Annotated in this window: 19 protein-coding genes and 1 pseudogene; 6 read left to right on the top strand and 14 right to left on the bottom strand. The window is 46.0% G+C overall.

What is annotated here, in order from left to right:
• Positions 1-155 precede the first annotated feature (155 nt).
• Positions 156-1,748 carry a bifunctional phosphoribosylaminoimidazolecarboxamide formyltransferase/IMP cyclohydrolase gene (gene purH / locus R8O11_RS22875; protein ID WP_318194463.1) on the top strand — a complete coding sequence of 531 codons (1,593 nt, stop codon included), beginning with the start codon at positions 156-158 and terminating at the stop codon, positions 1,746-1,748.
• A gap of 194 nt (positions 1,749-1,942) precedes the next feature.
• Positions 1,943-3,232 (top strand): phosphoribosylamine--glycine ligase, encoded by a 1,290-nt coding sequence (gene purD, locus R8O11_RS22870; protein WP_318194462.1) that lies wholly within the window; start codon positions 1,943-1,945, stop codon positions 3,230-3,232.
• An 83-nt stretch (positions 3,233-3,315) separates the two neighbouring features.
• Here purD and R8O11_RS22865 read toward each other — a convergent pair whose 3' ends face one another.
• Both R8O11_RS22865 and hupA read right to left on the bottom strand, forming a co-directional pair.
• Positions 3,316-4,014: a DUF1481 domain-containing protein gene (locus tag R8O11_RS22865; protein ID WP_025768990.1), complete on the bottom strand. Its 699-nt coding sequence runs from the start codon at positions 4,012-4,014 to the stop codon at positions 3,316-3,318.
• A 39-nt stretch (positions 4,015-4,053) separates the two neighbouring features.
• Complete coding sequence (hupA, locus tag R8O11_RS22860; protein WP_005382524.1) at positions 4,054-4,326, bottom strand: nucleoid-associated protein HU-alpha; 273 nt, start codon at positions 4,324-4,326, stop codon at positions 4,054-4,056.
• Between the two features lie 253 nt (positions 4,327-4,579).
• On the opposite strand from hupA, the gene R8O11_RS22855 reads away from it, so the two are divergent.
• Entirely contained in the window at positions 4,580-5,713 is a 1,134-nt protein-coding gene (locus R8O11_RS22855; protein ID WP_005382522.1) for a hemolysin family protein, read from the top strand.
• A gap of 79 nt (positions 5,714-5,792) precedes the next feature.
• Here R8O11_RS22855 and R8O11_RS22850 read toward each other — a convergent pair whose 3' ends face one another.
• The gene (locus tag R8O11_RS22850) at positions 5,793-6,380 is read right to left on the bottom strand and encodes a YjaG family protein (RefSeq protein WP_064354395.1); all 588 of its coding nucleotides are present in this window, start codon (positions 6,378-6,380) and stop codon (positions 5,793-5,795) included.
• 66 nt (positions 6,381-6,446) lie between these two features.
• On the opposite strand from R8O11_RS22850, the gene R8O11_RS22845 reads away from it, so the two are divergent.
• Complete coding sequence (locus tag R8O11_RS22845) at positions 6,447-7,370, top strand: D-2-hydroxyacid dehydrogenase (RefSeq protein WP_005382519.1); 924 nt, start codon at positions 6,447-6,449, stop codon at positions 7,368-7,370.
• Between the two features lie 2 nt (positions 7,371-7,372).
• Positions 7,373-7,945 carry a uracil-DNA glycosylase family protein gene (locus tag R8O11_RS22840; protein ID WP_005382518.1) on the top strand — a complete coding sequence of 191 codons (573 nt, stop codon included), beginning with the start codon at positions 7,373-7,375 and terminating at the stop codon, positions 7,943-7,945.
• A gap of 241 nt (positions 7,946-8,186) precedes the next feature.
• On the opposite strand, the gene hemE is transcribed toward R8O11_RS22840, so the two are convergent.
• On the bottom strand, positions 8,187-9,254 hold the full coding sequence (gene hemE, locus R8O11_RS22835) for a uroporphyrinogen decarboxylase (protein WP_005397282.1): 1,068 nt from the start codon (positions 9,252-9,254) through the stop codon (positions 8,187-8,189).
• A gap of 247 nt (positions 9,255-9,501) precedes the next feature.
• Positions 9,502-10,299 (bottom strand): NAD(+) diphosphatase, encoded by a 798-nt coding sequence (nudC, locus tag R8O11_RS22830; RefSeq protein WP_005382516.1) that lies wholly within the window; start codon positions 10,297-10,299, stop codon positions 9,502-9,504.
• Between the two features lie 177 nt (positions 10,300-10,476).
• Here nudC and R8O11_RS22825 point away from each other — a divergent pair, with 177 nt between their 5' ends.
• Positions 10,477-10,968 (top strand): Rsd/AlgQ family anti-sigma factor, encoded by a 492-nt coding sequence (locus R8O11_RS22825; protein ID WP_005382515.1) that lies wholly within the window; start codon positions 10,477-10,479, stop codon positions 10,966-10,968.
• Between the two features lie 173 nt (positions 10,969-11,141).
• On the opposite strand, the gene rpoC is transcribed toward R8O11_RS22825, so the two are convergent.
• The 9 genes and pseudogenes from rpoC to R8O11_RS22780 form a co-directional block, all read right to left on the bottom strand.
• The gene (gene rpoC / locus R8O11_RS22820) at positions 11,142-15,344 is read right to left on the bottom strand and encodes a DNA-directed RNA polymerase subunit beta' (RefSeq protein WP_005382514.1); all 4,203 of its coding nucleotides are present in this window, start codon (positions 15,342-15,344) and stop codon (positions 11,142-11,144) included.
• A 104-nt stretch (positions 15,345-15,448) separates the two neighbouring features.
• Positions 15,449-19,477 carry a DNA-directed RNA polymerase subunit beta gene (rpoB, locus tag R8O11_RS22815; protein WP_005384685.1) on the bottom strand — a complete coding sequence of 1,343 codons (4,029 nt, stop codon included), beginning with the start codon at positions 19,475-19,477 and terminating at the stop codon, positions 15,449-15,451.
• A 252-nt stretch (positions 19,478-19,729) separates the two neighbouring features.
• A complete protein-coding gene (rplL, locus tag R8O11_RS22810; protein ID WP_005382540.1) occupies positions 19,730-20,098 on the bottom strand; it encodes a 50S ribosomal protein L7/L12 in 369 nt (122 codons plus the stop codon).
• A gap of 57 nt (positions 20,099-20,155) precedes the next feature.
• Entirely contained in the window at positions 20,156-20,650 is a 495-nt protein-coding gene (gene rplJ, locus R8O11_RS22805; RefSeq protein ID WP_005382538.1) for a 50S ribosomal protein L10, read from the bottom strand.
• Between the two features lie 293 nt (positions 20,651-20,943).
• A complete protein-coding gene (gene rplA, locus R8O11_RS22800) occupies positions 20,944-21,645 on the bottom strand; it encodes a 50S ribosomal protein L1 (protein WP_005384683.1) in 702 nt (233 codons plus the stop codon).
• 4 nt (positions 21,646-21,649) lie between these two features.
• Positions 21,650-22,078, bottom strand: a complete 429-nt coding sequence (gene rplK, locus R8O11_RS22795; protein ID WP_005384682.1) for a 50S ribosomal protein L11 — start codon at positions 22,076-22,078, stop codon at positions 21,650-21,652.
• 164 nt (positions 22,079-22,242) lie between these two features.
• The gene (nusG, locus tag R8O11_RS22790) at positions 22,243-22,791 is read right to left on the bottom strand and encodes a transcription termination/antitermination protein NusG (RefSeq protein WP_005384681.1); all 549 of its coding nucleotides are present in this window, start codon (positions 22,789-22,791) and stop codon (positions 22,243-22,245) included.
• A 13-nt stretch (positions 22,792-22,804) separates the two neighbouring features.
• Positions 22,805-23,185 carry a preprotein translocase subunit SecE gene (gene secE, locus R8O11_RS22785; protein WP_005384680.1) on the bottom strand — a complete coding sequence of 127 codons (381 nt, stop codon included), beginning with the start codon at positions 23,183-23,185 and terminating at the stop codon, positions 22,805-22,807.
• Between the two features lie 266 nt (positions 23,186-23,451).
• Positions 23,452-23,522 (bottom strand): annotated as a pseudogene (locus R8O11_RS22780) (elongation factor Tu); the annotation flags it as partial.

Below are 23,522 nucleotides of genomic sequence, written 5' to 3'. Positions count from 1 at the left end.
GAATACGCGCCATCAAATGTGGAGACTGTTTTCTAACCAGAAAACACCCTGCAAAGGTCTTTACCAAAACTGGCCAATATTTTACCCCAAGAGGTAAAAACAAGTTCATTTTTGGCAAACATCTTTAACTCCGTGAATTTGAGGAAAATGGAAGCATGAATAACGCTCGTCCTATTCGCCGTGCGCTTATCAGCGTATCAGACAAAACAGGTATTGTTGAGTTTGCGCAAGCTCTTGCTGAGCGCGGTGTCGATATCCTATCTACTGGTGGTACAGCTCGCCTACTTGCCGAACAAGGCATCGCCGTAACCGAAGTCTCTGACTACACTGGTTTCCCAGAAATGATGGACGGCCGCGTTAAAACGCTTCACCCAAAAGTTCACGGTGGTGTGCTTGGTCGTCGTGGCCAAGATGATGACGTGATGGAAAAGCACGGCATCAACCCTATCGATATGGTTGTCGTAAACCTATACCCATTCGCAGAAACCGTTGCCAAAGAAGGCTGTACACTAGCCGACGCGGTTGAAAACATCGATATCGGCGGCCCAACCATGGTTCGTTCTGCAGCGAAAAACCACAAAGACGTGACTATCGTTGTTAACGCAGGTGATTACGGCCGCGTAATTGCAGAGATGGACGCAAACGAGAAGTCTCTAACACTAGAAACTCGTTTCGACCTAGCTATCGCAGCATTCGAGCATACTGCGGCTTACGATGGCATGATCGCAAACTACTTCGGCACCATGGTTCCATCTTACGGTGAGAACAAAGAAGGCGATGAAGAGAGTAAATTCCCTCGCACCTTCAACCAACAATTCGAGAAGAAACAAGACATGCGCTACGGTGAGAACAGCCACCAAGCAGCCGCATTCTACGTTGAAGCAAACCCACAAGAAGCATCCGTTTCTACTGCTCGCCAAATCCAAGGTAAAGCCCTTTCTTACAACAACATCGCAGACACGGACGCCGCACTTGAGTGTGTGAAAGAGTTCAACGAGCCAGCATGTGTGATCGTAAAACACGCGAACCCATGTGGTGTAGCGCTGGGTAAAGACATTCTAGAAGCATACCACCGTGCTTACCAAACTGACCCAACATCTGCATTCGGCGGCATCATTGCATTCAACCAAGAACTGGATGCTGAAACAGCAACCGCTATTGTTGAGCGTCAATTCGTTGAAGTGATCATCGCACCTTCTGTTTCTGCTGAAGCGATTGAAGTGGTTGCAGCGAAGAAAAACGTGCGTCTACTTGAGTGTGGCGAATGGACAACTAAGACAACGGGCTTTGACGTGAAACGCGTGAATGGCGGTTTACTGGTTCAAGACCGTGACCAAGGCATGGTAAGCCTAGACGACCTAAAAGTGGTTTCTAAGCGCCAGCCAACAGAAGAAGAGCTGAAAGATGCACTGTTCTGCTGGAAAGTAGCGAAATACGTGAAATCTAACGCAATCGTTTACTCGAAAGGCGACATGACTATCGGTGTAGGCGCTGGCCAAATGAGCCGCGTTTACTCTGCGAAAATCGCAGGTATCAAAGCTGCAGACGAAGGTCTACAGGTTGAAGGTTGTGTAATGGCATCAGATGCATTCTTCCCATTCCGTGACGGTATCGACGCGGCTGCAGAAGCAGGCATCAAGTGTGTTATCCAACCAGGTGGTTCGATGCGTGATGACGAAGTTATTGCCGCAGCAGACGAACACGGCATGGCGATGATCTTTACCGGTATGCGTCACTTCCGCCACTAATCCTCTCGTCTTCAGTGGGACGATAACTGCGTTGACGGCGTTCACTTATCCTAATCACATAGCATACTATGCTCATAGGAATAAGTTCACTTGTCGCCTTGTCCTCGTCCCACTGAATTAGAGAGGCCATACTCAGGTCTTTGCGAAATATCTGAGTTTGAGCAAACGGTATTTATAAGATTAAGGATTTTCATATGCGAGTTTTAATCATTGGTTCAGGCGGTCGTGAACATGCGCTAGGTTGGAAAGCGGCACAAAACCCAAATGTTGAGACTATCTTCGTTGCACCAGGCAACGCAGGTACAGCACTAGAGCCAAAACTAGAGAACGTAAACATCGATGTAGAAGACATCGCTGGCCTTGTTGCTTTCGCCAAAGAGAAGGCGATTGAACTGACTATCGTTGGCCCAGAAGCACCATTGGTTATTGGTGTGGTTGATGCGTTCCGCGAAGCGGGCTTACCAATCTTTGGTCCTACCCAAGCCGCAGCGCAACTTGAAGGCTCTAAAGCGTTTACTAAAGACTTCCTTGCTCGTCACCAAATCCCAACGGGTGCCTACGCGAACTTCACTGAAATCGAGCCTGCACTGGCTTACGTGCGTGAGCAAGGTGCGCCGATTGTGGTGAAAGCCGACGGCCTTGCGGCTGGTAAAGGCGTGATTGTGGCAATGACGCTAGAAGAAGCTGAGGACGCAATCAAAGACATGCTAGCAGGCAACGCATTTGGTGATGCTGGTAGTCGTGTCGTTATCGAAGAGTTCCTAGATGGTGAAGAAGCAAGCTTCATCGTGATGGTGGATGGTGAGAACGTTCTGCCAATGGCCACCAGCCAAGACCACAAACGCGTAGGCGACAAAGATACGGGTCCTAACACCGGTGGCATGGGAGCATACTCTCCAGCTCCAGTGGTAACACAGGAAATCCACAACCGCATCATGGAAGAAGTGATTTACCCAACAGTACGTGGCATGGCCTCTGAAGGTAACCCTTACACTGGTTTCCTATACGCGGGTCTGATGATCGACAAAGACGGCACTCCGAAAGTAATCGAGTACAACTGCCGCTTCGGTGATCCTGAGACACAACCTATCATGATGCGCATGGAATCGGATCTTGTTGATCTGTGTCTAGCGGCAATCGACGAGAAACTGGATCAAGCGGAATCGAAGTGGGATCCACGAGCATCGATTGGTATCGTGCTAGCAGCCGGTGGTTATCCAGCAGCGTACAACAAAGGCGACGTTATTTCGGGTCTGCCACAAGTTGAAATTGAAGGCGAAAAAGTCTTCCATGCTGGTACAGGTAACAAAGATGGCGACATCGTGACAAACGGTGGTCGTGTTCTTTGTGCAACCGCACTTGGCAACAGCGTATCAGAAGCGCAGCAGCGTGCTTACGAGCTTGCAAAACAGATCCGTTGGGATGGCATGTTCCATCGCAACGACATCGGCTACCGTGCAATTGCACGTGAGCAAGAAAAATAAAAACAACATAAGTTGGCTAAAAAACAAAAGGCGCACTCAGCGCCTTTTTTATTGTTCTTGTTCGAGAGAGTTCGAAGCAATGTTTATTCAGAGATCAACGTTGGCCGAGAAACACAATCAAAGTCATCGTCATTGAGCATCAACAATTCATCGACCATTGCTTTGTTTCGTGACTGCTTGCCGACAAAAGCCACATAACTGTCTACCGATGAGAGACGCTCGATAATAAATTTTGGCAGCGTCTGATTAAACTCGAGTGTCGAGAACACCTTACCTTTGCAGGTTTCAAACGATTGACCATTCCAATAACCTTGAATAAGGCTCTGATTGTTACGAGACTGCGCCTTAACCGATGCCACTACGTCATTCGCTTCTGCTTTGTAGCGCTCTAATTGGTCATGCTGAAGTGGTAAGACTTTACGGTTAACACGATATTGTTGGTAAACCGCTTCGCCATCTTTATTGAAACGGATGTGGATTTGAAAAGGCACCAACTCTTGTTTGGTATCAACTTGCTCGCCTTTTCGAATCAACTCTCGCAACTCACCTTCATCCCAGCGATAATCACTCTGGAACCAACCATTGTCCCCCATAGTCACATAATCAGCCGCCGTACTCACACGAGTGAGTTTCTCTGTCATCCAGTACAAGCTGCTAGCATCTCCCGCAACTTTACCACCAGAAAAATGCGTGAATTGTTCTAAATTAGGAGTTTCAACCGACGAACAGCCAAAAAGGGTAAGGCTAGATAGGAGAAGTGAAGTGAGTAGATGTTTTTTCATGAAATTGCACCGAGGCAGGATACCTCGGTGCATTCTAACTTAGTTTACTGATTCTTTCAGCGCTTTACCTGCTACGAATGCTGGTACGTTAGCTGCTGCGATTTGAATCTCGTCACCAGTCTTAGGGTTACGACCAGTACGTGCAGCGCGGTGGTTTACTTTGAATGTACCAAAACCAATTAGTTGAACTTGGTCACCCTCTTTAAGTGCGCCAGTTACACCATCAAGAGTCGCTTCAAGAGCAGCTTTTGCTTGTGCTTTTGATAGGTCTGCTTTCTCTGCGATAAAGTCGATTAATTGGGTCTTGTTCATTAGGTTTCCCTTCTCATAGGTTATCGAATTCGTCTCACTCTAAAACATAAATGCCCCATCTGGCAAAGGTTTGTAAGCGATCTTTCGATTTTCTGACGTACTTTTAGCCATAATATGAGTAATAACTCACAATTTGTTACCACATACCCCCTGAAAACCCTTGCTTTCCAAGGTATTTGGACCAATTTATAAGTCACTTTTGCGGTTATAATAGCTGCAAATAACCACTATCAAACTACATTCAAGGGCAACTATGCTGCTGTTATCCATTTATATCTCTATTGCAATCGGCATTTCGTTTATCTGTTCGGTGCTGGAGGCGGTACTGCTGAGTATCAGTCCGAGCTACATTGCGCAGCTCAATCAACAGGGGCATCCCGCAGCTGGGCAATTGGCTAAGCTGAAATCAGATATCGACCGACCACTGGCATCTATTCTGACTTTAAACACCATCGCTCACACTATCGGCGCTGCCACTGCTGGTGCACAAGCTGCGGTTGTATTTGGTAGCGAAGCATTAGGTATCTTTTCGGCAGTGCTGACATTGGCGATCTTAGTGCTTTCAGAAATCGTACCGAAGACGATTGGCGCGACCTACTGGCGTCAGTTGGCACCCACTGCCGCGGTCGCATTGCGTTGGATGGTATGGGCGCTTACACCCTTTGTTTGGTTCTCAGAGCAAATCACCAAGCGTCTTGCTCGTAACCACGAAGCTCCGAAGATGCGTGATGAGCTGTCTGCAATGGCGATTCTGGCACGTGAAAGCGGTGAATTTGCCGAGGGTGAATCAAAAATCTTAAGCAACTTGCTTGGCATCCAAGATGTACCCGTAACGCAGGTTATGACGCCACGACCAGTAGTATTCCGTGTCGATGCCACAATGACCATCAATGAGTTCCTAGAAAAACACAAAGATACGCCTTTCTCACGCCCATTGGTTTACAGCGAACAGAAAGATAACATTATTGGTTTTGTGCATCGCCTTGAGTTGTTCAAACTACAACAATCAGGTTGTGGACAAAAACAGTTGGGAGCAATCATGCGCCCAATTCAAGTGGTGCTAAACAATACTACTTTACCTAAAGTATTCGACCAGATGATGACTCATCGCTTACAGCTGGCACTTGTTGTTGATGAATACGGTACCGTGCTAGGTTTGGTAACGTTGGAAGATATTTTTGAACACCTCGTAGGCGAGGAGATCATCGACGAAGCAGATAAAAGCACTGACATGCAGGAGCTGGCTTACCAACGCTGGGAAAGCTGGAAAGAAATGCACGGCGTAATCGAAAGCCGCGATGACGATGAAGAAGATAATGAGCCGGAGAAGCAGGATAAAGAGCCAGAAGCTCAAGAGCCACCGAAACCCGACTCGAAAGAATCGTAATCAGCATTAGGTATAACAGCTTAAACGCACAAACAAAAAAGGCATCCAGTTAGGATGCCTTTTTCTATTTATTCAACGATTAAAGTGCAATACCGATGTTGCTCACACCTTCTTCACGTATCTCTTCACGCAAATCTTTAATCAAGCTGATGTCACGTTCTATCGCTTCACGCAGCGGACGGAAGATAGCCCACTGGACGTCCCACTCTTCACATACGGCTTCGTTTTCTTTCTGGTTGTCGTTAGTGATTGGCTCTGCGCCTTGTGCTTGCTCTAGATCAGCAACGGTTTGTACCGACTGTTGACTCACTTTAAGCATTGAATCAAAAAGGTAGTCGCGATCCAATAGACCATGCAGTAACGTAGACAAACCCTGACACGCGTCCATCGCTGGGTAAACGCCGTAAAAATCGAACTCATCCGCACTTGGGAACAACTCTTCTAACTTCTCCAATTGACGTTCGAAGTTAATTTTCGCGTTCTTAACTGTCAAAATTTCCCATACACTATCAAGAATCGCTCGGTAAGCACGCGGGTCAGCAAATTCTGTATTCTCACAAAACATCGCATAGTTTGGATACATGCGTTCACACAGACACGCCATAAAGGTAATTTGTTGCCAAGGTTCTAGTTTTTCTAAACGAACCTGAAGAGGATTCTTAAGCATAGTCACTCAATCATTGAAGAAAAAAACAGCGAAAGTGTACTTGATTCATCACAGGGAAAAAAGTTAATGCCGCATTCAAATCAGATTTTCCTGCTCTCAGAGCATCGCGACACCTACAAAACGTTACTGGCAGAGAAAAATCTGCCCGATCTTTGTCTCACCGACCAACCAGAAGCCGCTCAGATCGTACTAGCGGATCCACCCTTACTATCACAAAGCTTAGACGAGTTTTCACAGCTTGAATGGGTGCAATCCACGTTTGCTGGTGTCAACGCCTTAACATCCCCTAGCCTTCGTCAGGACTATACTCTAACTAACGTTCGAGGCATCTTTGGTCCACTGATTGCTGAATATGTTTTGGGTTACAGTATTGCCCATTACCGCCACTTTGCCCGATACCACCAGCAGCAACAAAACAAACAATGGCAGCCTCACCTGTACACGTCATTAAAAAGTAAAACCATGGTAATTCTTGGTACCGGTAGCATTGGGGGCTATCTGGGCAACGCCGCTAAAGCAATGGGGATAAAAACTATCGGTATTAACCGCACAGGTATCCCTACTCCAGGCGGCGAGTTTCATCAGACCTTTCATATCAATGAACTAAGTAAGGCATTTGAGCAAGCCGACATCGTTGTGAATACTCTACCAAGTACACCTGAGACGCGACAGTTACTTAATCGTCAAACGCTCAGCCAACTAAATCAGGCGTTATTGTTTAACGTAGGTCGTGGCGACGTACTGGATGAGGCAGGGTTGCTCTTCGCTCTGAAAAACCGTTGGGTAGAACACGCCTTCTTAGATGTGTTTGAGCAAGAACCGTTGTCGGTAGAGCATCCATTTTGGAAACTACCGCAAGTCACCATCACTCCACACATTGCTGCGCTGAGTTTTCCCGAGCAAGTCATCGAGATTTTTGCTGACAACTATCTACGCTGGCGCGATGGGTTTTCATTAAATTATCAAGTGGATTTCGAAAAGGGTTACTAAGAATGTCGTTAGACGAGCTATTGCAGCAAGTGAGGGCCTGCCAGATCTGCGCGGATAACTTACCTTTGGGTGCAAACCCTGTCGTGCAAGCAGCAAAAGGGGCACGCATCCTAATCATCGGTCAGGCCCCTGGCACACGTGTACACAAAACCTCGATACCTTGGAATGACCCAAGTGGTGATCGATTACGCCAATGGCTCGATATCGACAAAGACGTTTTCTACGACCCAAATAAAATTGCCATTGTCCCAATGGGATTCTGTTATCCAGGCAAAGGGAACTCTGGTGATTTACCGCCTCGTAAAGAATGTGCGCCCACTTGGCATAAAAAGATTCTTGAGCAACTGCCCAATATAGAGCTCACTCTACTAATTGGTCAGTACTCGCAGCAGTACTATCTCACCAACAAACCAAAGACGCTCACGCAAACTGTTCAGCAATGGCAAGATTGGGAACCGGACTTTATCCCGCTCCCTCACCCATCCCCACGCAATACATTGTGGTTAAAGAAGAATCCTTGGTTTGAATCTGACGTCGTGCCATACCTTAAAAAACGCGTTCACTCGATGCTTTAGGTTACCCATGATCTAATTGCTTGTTTATCTGTACAAGAAAATTAGAACATAAAACCAGAAATCATAAGTATTTGTTTATATTAAACTTTAATGTCTAGTGTACAGCTAGAGTAGTAATTAGATCATAGTAGGCCAAATACTACTAGAGCTGTACAGCCTTGAGTCTCAGATAGAAAAGCTGAATTTTAGGCAAAAAAATACCGGCACTGAATGCCGGCATTTGATTTCAAAAAAATCTAACTTACTTGTGGTATGGCTTAGATAACTCGTGTACCGCATCCACAAATACGCCCGCGTTTTCTGGCGGTACATCCAAGTGGATACCGTGACCTAGGTTGAACACATGACCAGTCCCCGTATCACCAAATCCTTCTAGGATATCCGCTACTTCTTCGCGGATGCGCTCTGGTGAAGCGTAAAGCATTGATGGGTCCATATTACCTTGCAGCGCCACTTTATCACCGATACGTGCTTTCGCGTCAGCAATGTTGATTGTCCAGTCTAGACCAACCGCATCACAGCCCGTAGCTGCGATTTGCTCAAGCCACATGCCGCCATTCTTAGTAAACAGTGTGACTGGCACGCGACGACCGTCGTTTTCACGAATCAGACCATCTACAATCTTGTGCATGTATTGCAGTGAGAACAGATTGTAATCACGAGGCGTTAGTACGCCACCCCATGTGTCAAATACCATTACCGATTGCGCACCCGCTTTAATTTGCGCGTTTAAGTACTCGATAACGCTGTCTGCCAGCTTATCTAGAAGTAGGTGCAGAGTTTGTGGTTCCGCGTACATCATCTTCTTGATCTTGGTAAACGCTTTAGAGCTACCACCTTCGATCATGTACGTCGCAAGAGTCCAAGGACTACCAGAAAAACCAATCAGCGGCACTTCACCCTTCAGGTCTTTACGGATCTGGCGTACTGCGTTCATTACGTATTGCAGTTCACCTTCAGGATCTGGCAAACCAATTTTTTCCACGTCGGCTTTGCATGTAATTGGGTTATCAAAAACAGGTCCTTCACCCGCAGCAAAACGCAAACCAAGCCCCATTGCATCTGGAATCGTTAAGATGTCCGAGAATAAGATCGCGGCATCAAGAGGAAAACGGCGTAATGGTTGAAGTGTCACTTCGGATGCTAATTCTGCATTTCGACACAAAGACATGAAATCACCCGCTTCTGCACGAGTCGCTTTGTATTCTGGTAGGTAACGACCTGCCTGGCGCATCATCCATACTGGCGTGTAATCTACCGGCTCTTTTAAAAGCGCACGCAGATAACGATCATTTTTTAATTCAGTCATTCCGTAATTCCAACTGTTAGGCTTTCTGTGAAAGGGGGTATTCTATCACTGATTTAAGTCCAATAGCTGTGTGCTTTGCAACCTGGATCAAGTTATTAACTTTTAAATCAATGCTTAATTTGCACCCAATCGGTATCAGTGTTAAAAATTTGTTCGCTAGCGAAAACTACAATTATAAACTGAGTACTTAGTACTCAGCATCTCATAACGACATCTTACTTACCCCCTCCCTCTCGGAGGGTTTTTTTTATCTATTTATCAGACAATTAGAGTCTATATCTTTCAGCGTTTGTTCGATAAGTGCTCTTGCAATCGTTCCTTTAGGCGCAACAGGCGGCATCTCGTCGATACCAAACCATTGTGCATCAGACAGCTCAGTGTAGTCTGGGCTTAACTCTCCGGATTCATAATCAGCTAAAAACCCCATCATCATACTGGATGGGAAAGCCCAAGGCTGGCTGCCAAAGTAACGAATATTTTTAACGAGAATTCCCGTTTCTTCATGAATTTCTCGAGCCACGCACTCTTCTAATGTCTCACCGACTTCTAGAAAACCCGCAATAACCGTATACATACCATTTCGATGCCTTGGATGTTGGGCTAATAAGATCTGATTTTCTTTACGTACAGCAACGATAATACACGGAAATATTCTAGGATAATGAAGGGTGCGACATTCACCACACTGCATGGCTAACTGGTTATTATTAAGAAAGTTTCTTCCTCCGCACTGTGGACAAAAGCGCAAACTTTGCGTCATGTGCCCATATTGCACAGCTTTACTTAACAACATAAATAATGGCTCAGGAAAATGCAGGCAGTCACGCAGGGATACTAAAGGTAGATCATGCTCTAAATCGGCCAAGTTAAGCCACATGACGGGCGAACCAGAATACTCACCAATGGGTCTTGCACTCGTTACTGGCAGTGATAACTGCTCTGCAGACCCGAAGGGCACAGCACCATCCACCAGCCAAATTTCACTTCCTGCAACAACACACCAGTATGCATTTATCGCGCGGTTAACATCACCTTTTCTTAACATTACACCATCCCTTTGCTTGAAGTTCGTTCATTTTACTGGCAATCTAATTTCATACTAGAGTTTATCGTTAAGTAAATGTGCACTCTAAATTCTAGTAAGGACAAGAGTTTGTAATAACTTTACTAACTTTGCTTTGCAAAGGATACGTTCGCCGATGGGCGATCAGATCATGAGGGCATGGTCATGCTAAGAAAATTCAAACAAACACAAGACCAGTGGGGTGGCTCAAGTGATGTCATTGATCACTGGTTAGAGACACGACAATCCCTGATTGTTGAATATTGTAAGCTTGCAGCGCTGCAACCTTGTTCGAAAACCAATGTTATTGAACTCCCATCTCCTTCCGAACTGCAGGATTTCTGTCAGCACCTCGTTGATTACATCTCCGAAGGCCACTTTAAAATTTATGACATGGTTATGGACCGTTGGAAAGCAACCGGCTTTGTCGTGACTAATGAGATCAATCAAACCTATGGTCAAATTGTTCTAACGACTGAACCATTATTGAACTTTAACGATAAGTACTCAGAAGTGACTGAAGATGATGAATTAAATGATTTCGATTCTGATATGTGTCTCATTGGGGAAATTCTTGAGACTCGCTTTGAAGTCGAGGACTATCTGATACAGCAAATCGCAGAAAGCCTGTCTATGCCACCTGGGGCTTAGTATTTGCAAACATTTAGAAATAGAGTGAGAGAAAAGACTGACGATCATCGTCGGTCTTTTTTGTTTCTAGCTTTATCGAAAATCCCACCGGAAGAACAAAGCAGTATAAAAAACTAAAAAGGCACCCGAAGGTGCCTTTTTCTTAAGCTTTTAACGATTACTCGTTATATGACTTACTCTTCAGAAGAGAAACCAGCGTTTAGAAGTGCCGCTAGGTTATCCGTTGCTTGCTCAGCAGAAGGACCATCTTGCGCTTCAGAACGTTTAGCTTGACGCTCTTGGTGGTATGCGAAACCAGTACCAGCTGGGATCAGACGACCAACAATTACGTTCTCTTTCAGACCACGTAGGTCATCACGCTTACCAGAAACCGCAGCTTCTGTTAGTACGCGAGTTGTCTCCTGGAACGATGCCGCAGAGATGAACGACTCAGTCGCTAGAGATGCTTTAGTAATACCTAGTAGTTCACGTTCGAAACGTGCAGGCTCTTTGCCTTCAGCTTCTAGGTTACGGTTAGCAATCTTAACTTGTGAGTACTCAATCTGTTCACCAGGTAGGAACTCAGAGTCACCAGAGTGAGTAATAGTACACTTACGTAGCATCTGACGAACGATAGTTTCAATGTGCTTATCGTTAATCTTAACGCCTTGTAGACGGTAAACTTCCTGTACTTCGTTAGCAATGTACTGCGTTACCGCGTGTACGCCACGTAGACGTAGGATGTCATGTGGAGACTCTGGACCATCTGCGATCACATCACCACGTTCAACTTTTTCACCTTCGAATACGTTCAACTGACGATGCTTAGGAATCATCTCTTCGTAAGCTTCACCGCTTTCACGTGTGATCACTAGGCGACGTTTACCTTTCGTCTCTTTACCAAAGCTCACAGTACCTGTGTGCTCAGCAAGGATTGCAGGCTCTTTCGGCTTACGTGCTTCAAATAGGTCAGCAACTCGTGGAAGACCACCGGTGATATCTTTGTTACCGCCAGACTTCTGAGGAATACGTGCTAGTGTTGCACCAACACCTACTGCTGCGCCATCTTCGATGTTCACAATCGCTTTACCAGGTAGGAAGTAGTGAGCTGGCATATCAGTACCAGGGATCATTACATCGTTACCTTGCTCGTCAACAAGTTTGATAGCTGGACGCATATCTTTACCTGCTGAAGGGCGAGCTGCTGGGTCAGTTACTTCGCTTGAAGATAGACCAGTTAGGTCATCAGTTTGACGAGATACTGTTACACCGTCGATCATATCTACGAACTGGATGCGACCTGCTACCTCAGTAATGATAGGTAGTGTGTGCGCTTCCCAGTTTGCAACTGTTTCGCCAGCTTGAACTGTATCACCATCGCCTTTGCTTAGTAGCGTACCGTAAGGCAGTTTGTGTTTCTCTTTAGTACGACCAAACTCATCAACGATAGTTAACTCTGTCGCACGAGAAGTGATAACGATCTTACCGTCATCAGCCAATACAGATTTAGCGTTGTGTAGCTTGATAGAACCGTTGTTCTTAACTTGAACACTGTTCTCTGCCGCTGCTGTCGATGCCGCACCACCGATGTGGAACGTACGCATCGTTAGCTGTGTACCTGGCTCACCGATAGACTGAGCAGCAATAACACCCACTGCTTCACCTTGGTTCACTAGGTGACCACGTGCTAGGTCACGACCGTAACATTGTGCACAACAACCGAAGTCAGAATCACACGTTACTACAGAGCGCACTTTCATGCTGTCTACTGAGTTCTCTTCCATGATTTGACACCACTTCTCATCGATCAGGGTGTTACGTGGAATAAGAACGTCTTCAGTGCCAGGTTTTAGTACGTCTTCAGCAACAACACGACCAAGAGCAAGCTCAGAAAGTGCAACTTTAACATCACCACCCTCGATGTGAGGCATCATGTCGACACCTTCGTGAGTGCCACAGTCATGTTCAGTTACAACAACGTCTTGAGCAACGTCTACTAGACGACGAGTTAGGTAACCCGAGTTCGCTGTTTTCAGTGCCGTATCCGCAAGACCCTTACGAGCACCGTGCGTTGAGATAAAGTACTGAAGTACGTTTAGACCTTCTTTAAAGTTCGCTGTGATCGGCGTTTCGATGATTGAACCATCTGGACGCGCCATCAGACCACGCATACCCGCAAGCTGACGAATCTGTGCTGCAGAACCACGAGCGCCCGAGTCCGCCATCATATAGATGCTGTTGAATGACTCTTGCTGTTCCTCTTCACCGTCACGGTTAACTACCGTTTCAGATGAAAGGTTTTCCATCATTGCTTTCGCAACACGGTCGTTGGTCGATGCCCAGATATCGATAACTTTGTTGTAGCGTTCGCCCGCAGTAACAAGACCTGATTGGTACTGTTCCTGGATTTCACGTACTTCTTCTTCCGCTTCTGCGATTTCAGTGTACTTAGCTGCAGGTACAACCATATCGTCGATACCAACAGATACACCAGAAAGTGCCGCGTATGCGAAACCTGTGTACATGATTTGGTCAGCGAAGATTACTGTGTCTTTCAGACCTAGTTTACGGTACGCCTCGTTAAGTAGGTTAGAGATTTGCTTCTTACCTAGCTTTTGGTTAACGATGCTGTACGGTAGACCAGCTGGCACGATTTGCCATAGCATTGCACGACCAACAGTGGTGTCTACCATCTTGGTTTCTGTAGTGCTGTTGCCATCTTCGTCTACAACAGTTTCTGTAATACGTACTTTAACGCGTGCGTGAAGCTCAGCTTGTTTAGTGCGGTATGCTTTCTCAGCCTCTTCTGGGCCAGAAAGGTACATGCCTTCACCTTTCACGTTGATCTTTTCACGAGTCATGTAGTACAGACCCAATACAACGTCTTGAGAAGGTACGATGATCGGATCACCTGACGCTGGCGACAGAATGTTGTTTGTCGACATCATCAGAGTACGAGCTTCAAGCTGTGCCTCTAGAGTTAGAGGTACGTGAACCGCCATTTGGTCACCATCGAAGTCCGCGTTGTACGCTGCACAAACAAGTGGGTGTAGCTGAATCGCTTTACCTTCGATCAGTACTGGTTCGAACGCCTGGATACCTAGACGGTGAAGTGTCGGTGCACGGTTCAATAGTACTGGGTGTTCACGGATTACTTCGTCTAGGATATCCCAAACGACCGCTTCTTCACGCTCTACCATTTTCTTAGCAGCTTTGATTGTAGTCGCAAGACCACGAGTCTCTAGCTTGCTGTAGATAAATGGTTTGAATAGCTCAAGTGCCATCTTCTTAGGAAGACCACACTGGTGTAGACGAAGGTATGGACCTACTGTGATTACAGAACGGCCAGAGTAGTCTACACGTTTACCTAGAAGGTTCTGACGGAAACGACCTTGTTTACCCTTGATCATATCAGCAAGAGATTTCAGAGGACGCTTGTTAGAACCTGTGATCGCACGACCACGACGACCGTTATCTAGTAGCGCATCAACAGACTCTTGCAGCATACGTTTTTCGTTACGTACGATGATGTCCGGAGCAGCTAGCTCTAGAAGACGCTTCAAACGGTTGTTACGGTTGATCACACGACGGTATAGATCGTTAAGATCAGAAGTCGCAAAGCGACCGCCATCTAGAGGTACTAGAGGACGTAGATCTGGCGGAAGTACTGGAAGTACAGTTAGGATCATCCACTCAGGGTTGTTACCCGATGCGATGAACGCTTCTACCAGCTTAAGACGCTTAGTTACTTTCTTACGCTTAGTTTCAGAGTTTGTTGTCTCTAACTCTTCACGCATTTGTTCTGCTTCAGCGTGCATATCCATAGAACCTAGTAGGTCCTTGATAGCTTCCGCACCCATCTTAGCAGTGAACTCGTCGCCCCACTCTTCTAGACGATCTAGATACTCTTCTTCAGTAAGCATCTGACCTTTTTCTAGATCAGTCATACCAGGCTCTGTTACTACGTACATTTCGAAGTACAGAACGCGTTCGATATCACGTAGAGGGATATCCATTAGTAGACCGATACGAGACGGTAGCGATTTTAGGAACCAGATGTGAGCTACTGGTGAAGCCAGTTCAATGTGGCCCATACGGTCACGACGAACTTTAGTTTGTGTAACTTCTACACCACACTTCTCACAGATAACACCACGGTGCTTCAGGCGCTTGTACTTACCACAAAGACATTCGTAGTCTTTAACTGGACCAAAGATACGCGCACAGAACAGACCATCGCGTTCAGGTTTGAACGTACGATAGTTGATCGTTTCAGGTTTTTTAACTTCACCGAAAGACCATGAACGGATCATGTCTGGTGAAGATAGACCGATTTTGATTGCATCAAATTCTTCGGTCTTATGCTGTGCTTTTAGAAAGTTTAATAAGTCTTTCACAATCAGCTCCTGTAAGGAGTTAAAAGGAGCTCACTTGCTAAAGTGAGCACCTTCTTCCAAATAATCGCTTTGATTCTCTCGACTTTCATCAAGAGAGAAAAGGATTACTCTTCGTCTTCTAGCTCGATGTTGATACCTAGCGAGCGGATCTCTTTCAACAGTACGTTGAACGATTCTGGCATGCCAGGTTCCATGCTGTGGTTACCGTCTACGATGTTCTTGTACATCTTAGTACGGCCGTTAACGTCATCCGACTTAACCGTTAGCATTTCTTGTAGCGTGTAAGCAGCACCGTATGCTTCTAGTGCCCATACTTCCATCTCACCGAAACGCTGACCACCGAACTGAGCTTTACCACCTAGTGGCTGCTGAGTTACTAGGCTGTACGAACCAGTTGAACGAGCGTGCATCTTGTCATCAACAAGGTGGTTCAGTTTCAGCATGTACATGTAACCAACAGTTACAGGACGCTCAAACGCATCACCTGTGCGACCATCAAACAGTGTTAACTGACCTGATGTTGGTAGATCTGCTAGCTCAAGAAGTGCTTTGATTGACTCTTCTGGAGCGCCATCAAATACAGGAGTCGCGATTGGTAGACCGCCACGCAAGTTCTTGATCAGAGTACGTACTTCATCATCAGATAGAGAAGCAATGTCTACTTTCTGGCGAGTGTCGCCTAGATCGTAAACTTTTTGTAGGAACTCGCGGAATTTCGCTAGTTCTTGCTGCTCTTTAACCATCTGGTTGATCTTGTCACCGATACCTTTCGCTGCCAGACCTAAGTGTACTTCTAGGATCTGACCGATGTTCATACGCGAAGGTACACCCAGTGGGTTAAGTACGATGTCTACAGGCTGACCTTTCTCATCGTATGGCATGTCTTCAACAGGGTTGATCTTAGAGATTACACCCTTGTTACCGTGACGACCCGCCATCTTATCACCAGGCTGAATGCGACGTTTAACCGCTAGGTAAACCTTAACGATCTTCAGTACACCAGGTGCTAAATCATCACCTTGAGTGATCTTACGACGCTTAGTTTCGAACTTCTTATCGAAGTCGGCTTTTAGCTCATCCCACTGCTCAGCAAGTTGCTCAAGCTGAGTTTGTAGTGCGTCATCTTCTAGCGTTAGTTCTAGCCACTTCTTACGATCAGTTGTGTCTAGTTTCGCTTCAGAGTAACCGCCTTCAATCAATACAGCTTTAACACGGTTTAGAAGGCCGCCCTCAAGAATCTGGAATTCTTCAGTTAGGTCTTTCTTCGCTTCTTTAAGCTGCATCTGTTCGATTTCAAGCGCACGCTTGTCTTTCTCTACGCCATCGCGAGTAAAGACTTGAACGTCGATGATCGTACCTGATACAGAGTTAGGTACACGTAGTGAAGTATCTTTAACGTCAGATGCTTTTTCACCGAAGATTGCACGTAGTAGCTTCTCTTCAGGCGTTAGCTGAGTTTCACCTTTAGGTGTAACTTTACCAACTAGGATGTCGCCACCCTTAACTTCAGCACCGATGTAAACGATACCTGACTCGTCTAGTTTAGACAGAGCAGACTCACCTACGTTTGGAATATCCGCTGTGATCTCTTCAGAACCAAGCTTAGTATCACGCGCCACACAAGTCAGTTCTTGGATGTGGATAGTCGTGAAACGGTCTTCTTGAACTACGCGCTCAGATACTAAGATCGAGTCTTCGAAGTTGTAACCGTTCCAAGGCATGAACGCGATACGCATGTTTTGACCAAGCGCTAGTTCACCAAGGTCTGTTGAAGGACCATCAGCAAGAACGTCACCGCGTGATACAGGCTCACCTGGCATCACACATGGGCGCTGGTTAATACATGTGTTCTGGTTAGAACGTGTGTATTTAGTCAGGTTGTAGATGTCGATACCAGCTTCACCTGGTACTAGCTCTTCTTCGTTAACTTTAACAACGATACGAGAAGCATCTACTGACTGGATTACACCACCACGTTTAGCAACTGCAGTTACACCTGAGTCAACGGCTACGTTACGTTCAATACCAGTACCAACAAGCGGTTTGTCAGCTTTCAGTGTTGGAACTGCCTGACGTTGCATGTTCGCACCCATCAATGCACGGTTCGCATCATCGTGTTCTAGGAACGGGATAAGCGATGCAGCGATAGATACAACCTGGTTTGTCGCAACGTCCATGTACTGAGCGTGCTCACGAGGGTGTAGACCAGATTCACCTTTCTGACGAGCTGTGATCAGCTCATCTGCAAAAGTACCATCTTCGTTTAGCTTAGCGTTCGCCTGTGCGATAACGAATTGGCCTTCTTCGATTGCAGATAGGTAATCTACTTCGTCTGTTACTACGCCATCTACAACGCGACGGTATGGTGTCTCTAGGAAACCGTACTCGTTACAACGCGCAAACGCAGATAGAGAGTTGATCAGACCGATGTTTGGACCTTCAGGCGTTTCGATAGGACATAGGCGACCGTAGTGAGTTACGTGTACGTCACGTACTTCGAAGCCAGCACGTTCACGAGTTAGACCGCCAGGACCCAATGCAGAAATACGACGCTTGTGCGTTACTTCTGATAGCGGGTTGTTTTGGTCCATGAACTGTGAAAGCTGTGAAGAGCCAAAGAATTCTTTAACTGCCGCAGAAATTGGCTTCGCGTTGATCAAGTCTTGAGGCATGATTGCGTCAAGATCGCCTAGGCTTAGACGCTCTTTAACTGCACGCTCAACACGTACTAGACCTACACGGAACTGGTTCTCAGCCATTTCGCCTACAGAACGGATACGACGGTTGCCTAGGTGGTCGATATCGTCCACTTCGCCCTTACCGTTACGGATCGCGATCAGCTTCTTCATCACTTCGATGATATCAGTTTCATCAAGTGTGCCTTGCTCTTGAGCATCTTCACGGCCGATAGAGCTGTTGAACTTCATACGACCAACAGTCGATAGATCGTAACGCTCTTCAGAGAAGAATAGGCTTTCGAATAGAGCTTCTGCAGCTTCTTTTGTTGGCGGCTCACCAGGGCGCATCATGCGGTAGATTTCTACCAATGCAGAAATACGATCAACCGTGCTGTCGATACGTAGTGTTTCTGACATGAATGGACCGTGGTCTAGATCGTTCGTGAATAGAACTTCTAGCGCTTTGTGGCCAGCCTGAGATAGGTTCGCTAGTGCTTCCAGGCTGATTTCCTGGTTAGCGTTAACAATGATCTCGCCTGTTGCTTCATTGATATAATCTTTTGATGCAACTTTACCTACGATGTACTCAACTGGTACTTCGATGTGATCAACACCATCTTTTTCTAGTTGGCGGATATGACGAGCTGTTACGCGACGACCTTGCTCAACGTAAACTTTACCATTTGCTTCGATGTCGAATGACGCAGTTTCACCACGTAGACGATCCGGAACCAACTCCATCAATAGAGTTTGGTCTTTCACTTCGAAGTTCACTTTCTCGAAGAAGATATCTAGGATTTCTTCTGTCGACTTACCTAGTGCTCGAAGGATGATCGATGCTGGTAGCTTACGACGGCGGTCGATACGAACGTATAAGTTATCCTTAGGATCAAACTCGAAATCAAGCCATGAACCACGGTAAGGAATAACACGTGCGTTGTATAAAACTTTACCTGAAGAGTGGGTCTTACCCTTATCGCTGTCGAAGAACACGCCTGGGCTTCGGTGCAGCTGGGATACGATAACCCTCTCGGTACCGTTGATTACGAAGGTACCATTGTCTGTCATGAGTGGAATTTCACCCATGTAGACTTCTTGTTCTTTAATGTCTTTTACAGTACCTGCTGGCGCGTCTTTATCAAAGATAACTAGGCGTAGTTTTACACGTAGTGGCTTTGAGTAAGTTACACCGCGGATTTGACATTCTTTAACGTCAAAAACTGGCTCACCAAGACGGTAGCTAACGTATTGCAGCTCAGAATTGCCGTTGTAGCTCTGAATCGGGAATACAGAACGGAAAGCGGCTTCAAGACCGTATTGACCTTCAGGATCCTGTTCGATAAATTTGTCGAACGAATCGAGCTGGATCGATAGCAGGTATGGAATGTCCAAAACTTGTGGACGAGTACCAAAGTCCTTACGGATGCGCTTTTTCTCGGTATAAGAGTAAACCATGGGGTTCCTCAGCTCGCTGATAAGTGACCCAAACTGTCCGCCCGCTCCTAGTTACTTAAGGGGGGTAAGGGACAGTGACTAATATAGCTGTTTACTGTAGTGACATTTCATTTCGTAAGAATGAAATGTTTTTTGCATGGATATCAGGCGCTTAAACAGCGGGAAAATTCGCCTATACCCTACAGCGCAAAAAGGCCGGTGGTTAAAAAACCACCAGCCAATTAGCCGTTAGGCTAAGAAACTATGCAATAATTACTTAACAGCAACAGTTGCACCAGCTTCTTCTAGCTGAGCTTTAAGAGCTTCAGCTTCTGCTTTCTCAACACCTTCTTTAAGAGGTGCTGGAGCGCCGTCTACTAGAGCTTTAGCTTCTTTAAGACCTAGGCCAGTTGCGCCACGTACTGCTTTGATTACAGCAACTTTGTTACCGCCAGCAGCTTCTAGGATTACGTCGAATTCAGTTTGCTCAGCAGCAGCTTCGCCTGCAGCAGCGCCGCCAGCTACAACAGCAGCAGCAGCAGAAACACCGAATTTCTCTTCCATTGCTTCGATTAGTTCAACAACTTGCATTACAGACATTTCTGCAACTGCGTCTAGGATTTGCTCGTTAGTAATAGACATAACAATTCTCTTTTAAGTCAACAATAAGTTTATTAAGCAACCAGTAAAAAGCAAGGCTTATGCCGCTGCTTCTTGTTTTTGATCGCGGATAGCTGCGATAGTACGCGCCAACTTGCCAGCCGAAGCTTCTTTCATGCACATCATTAGGCGTGCGATTGCTTCGTCGTAAGTTGGTAGTGTTGCTAGTACTTCAGCGTCAGTTAAAGCGCCTTCAAATGCAGCAGCTTTGATCTCGAAATCTTTGTTCTCTTTAGCGAAGTCTTTGAAAAGACGCGCTGCAGCACCTGGGTGCTCATTAGAGAATGCGATTAGAGTAGGACCAGTGAAAGTGTCAGTTAGACACTCGTACTCAGTACCTTCAACCGCACGACGAGCAAGAGTGTTACGAACAACTCTCATGTAAACGCCAGCTTCACGAGCTTGTTTACGTAGAGAAGTCATCGCGCCAACTTGAACGCCACGAGAATCAGCTACAACTGCAGAAAGTGCACCACTGGCAGCTTCGTTGACTTCAGCAACAATTGCTTTTTTGTCTTGAAGGTTTAAAGCCATCTTGGATTTACTCCTGGTTGTCGTTACACCACTCACTATCATCACGACAGTGAGAGCTATTGAGGTGCTTCCCCAGAAGAAAGTTAACTATATTACATAGAGCTTTCTGTCAGTTCGGGCACCATCTACGTAGGATAATTAAGTTTGCTTTTACACAAACACCTACGGTCTTGGACGGAGACTGGGTCTTAATTCATTTCGAACTAGGAGACAGTTCAAAGAACCAAAGTTCAGCCCCAACCACAAATATTAGGCGCAAAATTATACACTAATTTTGCGCCTAAGCAAATAAATTATGCTTGAGTGTTCAGGCTAGCCTGATCAACAGCAACACCAGCACCCATAGTAGTAGAGATGCTTACTTTCTTCAGGAAAGTACCTTTCGCTGAAGATGGCTTAGCTTTCTTCAGAGCAACTAGAAGTGCTTCTAGGTTCTCTTTGATCTGCTCAGCAGAGAAATTTGCTTTACCGATAGTAGTGTGGATGATGCCGTTTTTGTCGTTACGGTAACGAACCTGACCAGCTTTAGCGTTTTTAACTGCTTCAGCAACGTTAGGAGTTACAGTACCAACTTTAGGGTTTGGCATAAGACCGCGAGGACCTAGGATAGTACCTAGTTGACCTACAACGCGCATTGCATCTGGAGAAGCAACAACTACGTCAAAGTTCATTTCGCCTTTCTTAACTTGCTCAGCAAGATCTTCCATACCTACGATGTCTGCGCCAGCTTCTTTAGCTGCTTCAGCGTTAGCACCTTGAGTGAACACTGCAACGCGGATTTCGCGGCCAGTACCGTGAGGTAGTACAGTTGCACCACGTACGTTCTGGTCAGATTTACGAGCATCAATGCCTAGGTTAACAGCAACGTCTACAGACTCAACGAATTTAGCAGTCGCTAGTTCTTGAAGAAGAGCAACAGCTTCGTTGATTTCGTATTCTTTAGTTACGTCAACTTTTTCGCGGATTACGCGCATGCGCTTAGTTAGTTTTGCCATCTTATTAACCCTCTACCACTAGGCCCATTGAACGAGCAGTACCAGCGATAGAACGCTTCATCGCTTCGATGTCAGCACCAGTCATATCAGCAGCTTTAGTTTCTGCGATTTCTTGGATTTGAGCGTCAGTTACAGTACCAACTTTTTCAGTGTTTGGACGACCTGAACCAGACTTAACGCCAGCAGCTTTCTTAAGAAGAACAGCAGCAGGTGGAGTCTTAGTTACGAACGTGAAAGAACGGTCGCTGTATACTGTGATAACTACTGGAGTTGGTAGACCTTTCTCAATAGATTCTGTTTTTGCGTTGAACGCTTTACAGAATTCCATGATGTTCACACCGTGTTGACCTAGTGCAGGACCTACTGGTGGACTAGGGTTAGCCATACCAGCAGCAACTTGTAGCTTGATGTAAGCTTCAACTTTCTTAGCCATGATAATTCCTAAGTTTGGGTACAAACGCTAATCGCGGATCAGCTCCCCGTTTGTGTAAGAAACTTTTTACTTCACTTGAAGTAAAAAGGCGCGAAATTATAGTCATAATCCGCGCCTTATACAACCCTAAAAAGGTGATTTTTTATACTCTTTAACGAAGAGTCTTAGTCCAGCTTTTCAACCTGACCAAATTCAAGCTCAACTGGTGTCGCACGACCAAAGATCGATACAGACACTTTCAGGCGGCTCTTCTCGTAATCCACTTCTTCAACAGTACCGTTGAAGTCAGCAAATGGACCTTCGTTAACACGTACCACTTCACCCGCTTCGTACATTGTACGCGGACGAGGCGCTTCACTCGCTTTCTCAAGACGATTAAGAATCGCGTCAGCCTCTTTATCCGTGATAGGTGCCGGACGGTCTGAGGTACCACCAATGAAGCCCATGACACGCGGCACACTGCGTACTAGGTGCCATGATTCATCGTTCATAATCATCTGAACAAGGACGTAACCTGGGAAGAACTTACGCTCAGATTTGCGACGCTGACCCGCGCGCATTTCCACTACTTCTTCAGTAGGAACCAGTACTTCACCGAATAGCTCTTCCATGCCGTGCATTTTGATATGCTCGCGCAGAGATTGAGCTACACGACCTTCAAATCCAGAGAAGGCTTGAACCACATACCAGCGTTTTTTTGGAGCTTCACTCATGAATAAAAACCCTCTATACCCCAGTTGCTAGAGCTACTAGACGAACCATAATTCCGTCAATACCCCATAGCACTAGAGCCATTACAATACTTACAGCTAAAACGATCAGTGTTGTTTGCATGGTTTCTTGGCGAGTAGGCCAAACAACTTTACGTACTTCCATACGAGATTCTTTTGCAAAACTGATCGCTGCTTTACCTTTAGTCGTTGTTGCTGCAACGCCTAAGGCAGCTGCAATAAGAACAACAACGCCTGCAGCACGAACCACTACAGACATTTCACCATACAGGTAATTACCCACAACAGCGGCAGCTGCCAATACGAAAGCGGCTACCCACTTAAACGTATCTGCTGCGTTTGAGCTATCAGGAGTTTCAGCATTATTTGCTTTCATAAAACCAACCTGTTACAAGTCTTAATATAGACGACAACAACCCCGCTGTTGCAGGGCAAACTCCATATCGCTGAAAAAATCAGCGTACTCTTCTTAAGATTAAGCCTCTTTGCTTAATCTTGCTCTGCGCCCAACCCACTTCTGAACAAGAAAACAGCAAAAATAATGTTGAGTGCAGAAAAAGGGCATCAAATGATGCCCTTTTTGCTACTGGTTCGTCAAATCTAATTCAAGATTTTCCGAAAGCATCGCTAATTCGCTATGAATTAGTCGAAGATCTTAGCAACAACACCAGCACCTACTGTACGGCCACCTTCACGGATCGCGAAACGTAGAC

This window comes from Vibrio sp. 1288, from assembly GCF_033344475.1.
This window is presented reverse-complemented; position numbering and strand designations above follow the sequence as displayed.

Coding starts and splice junctions, on each gene's coding strand:
- rplA (WP_005384683.1), bottom strand. CDS start 21,645: ATGGCAAAACTAACTAAGCGCATGCGCGTAATCCGCGAAAAAGTTGAC.
- rpoB (WP_005384685.1), bottom strand. CDS start 19,477: ATGGTTTACTCTTATACCGAGAAAAAGCGCATCCGTAAGGACTTTGGT.
- R8O11_RS22825 (WP_005382515.1), top strand. CDS start 10,477: ATGGTCATGCTAAGAAAATTCAAACAAACACAAGACCAGTGGGGTGGC.
- rplJ (WP_005382538.1), bottom strand. CDS start 20,650: ATGGCTTTAAACCTTCAAGACAAAAAAGCAATTGTTGCTGAAGTCAAC.
- R8O11_RS22850 (WP_064354395.1), bottom strand. CDS start 6,380: ATGCTTAAGAATCCTCTTCAGGTTCGTTTAGAAAAACTAGAACCTTGG.
- R8O11_RS22845 (WP_005382519.1), top strand. CDS start 6,447: ATGCCGCATTCAAATCAGATTTTCCTGCTCTCAGAGCATCGCGACACC.
- R8O11_RS22855 (WP_005382522.1), top strand. CDS start 4,580: ATGCTGCTGTTATCCATTTATATCTCTATTGCAATCGGCATTTCGTTT.
- hemE (WP_005397282.1), bottom strand. CDS start 9,254: ATGACTGAATTAAAAAATGATCGTTATCTGCGTGCGCTTTTAAAAGAG.
- R8O11_RS22865 (WP_025768990.1), bottom strand. CDS start 4,014: ATGAAAAAACATCTACTCACTTCACTTCTCCTATCTAGCCTTACCCTT.
- rplK (WP_005384682.1), bottom strand. CDS start 22,078: ATGGCTAAGAAAGTTGAAGCTTACATCAAGCTACAAGTTGCTGCTGGT.
- nudC (WP_005382516.1), bottom strand. CDS start 10,299: ATGTTAAGAAAAGGTGATGTTAACCGCGCGATAAATGCATACTGGTGT.
- purD (WP_318194462.1), top strand. CDS start 1,943: ATGCGAGTTTTAATCATTGGTTCAGGCGGTCGTGAACATGCGCTAGGT.
- purH (WP_318194463.1), top strand. CDS start 156: ATGAATAACGCTCGTCCTATTCGCCGTGCGCTTATCAGCGTATCAGAC.
- secE (WP_005384680.1), bottom strand. CDS start 23,185: ATGAAAGCAAATAATGCTGAAACTCCTGATAGCTCAAACGCAGCAGAT.
- hupA (WP_005382524.1), bottom strand. CDS start 4,326: ATGAACAAGACCCAATTAATCGACTTTATCGCAGAGAAAGCAGACCTA.
- R8O11_RS22840 (WP_005382518.1), top strand. CDS start 7,373: ATGTCGTTAGACGAGCTATTGCAGCAAGTGAGGGCCTGCCAGATCTGC.
- rplL (WP_005382540.1), bottom strand. CDS start 20,098: ATGTCTATTACTAACGAGCAAATCCTAGACGCAGTTGCAGAAATGTCT.
- nusG (WP_005384681.1), bottom strand. CDS start 22,791: ATGAGTGAAGCTCCAAAAAAACGCTGGTATGTGGTTCAAGCCTTCTCT.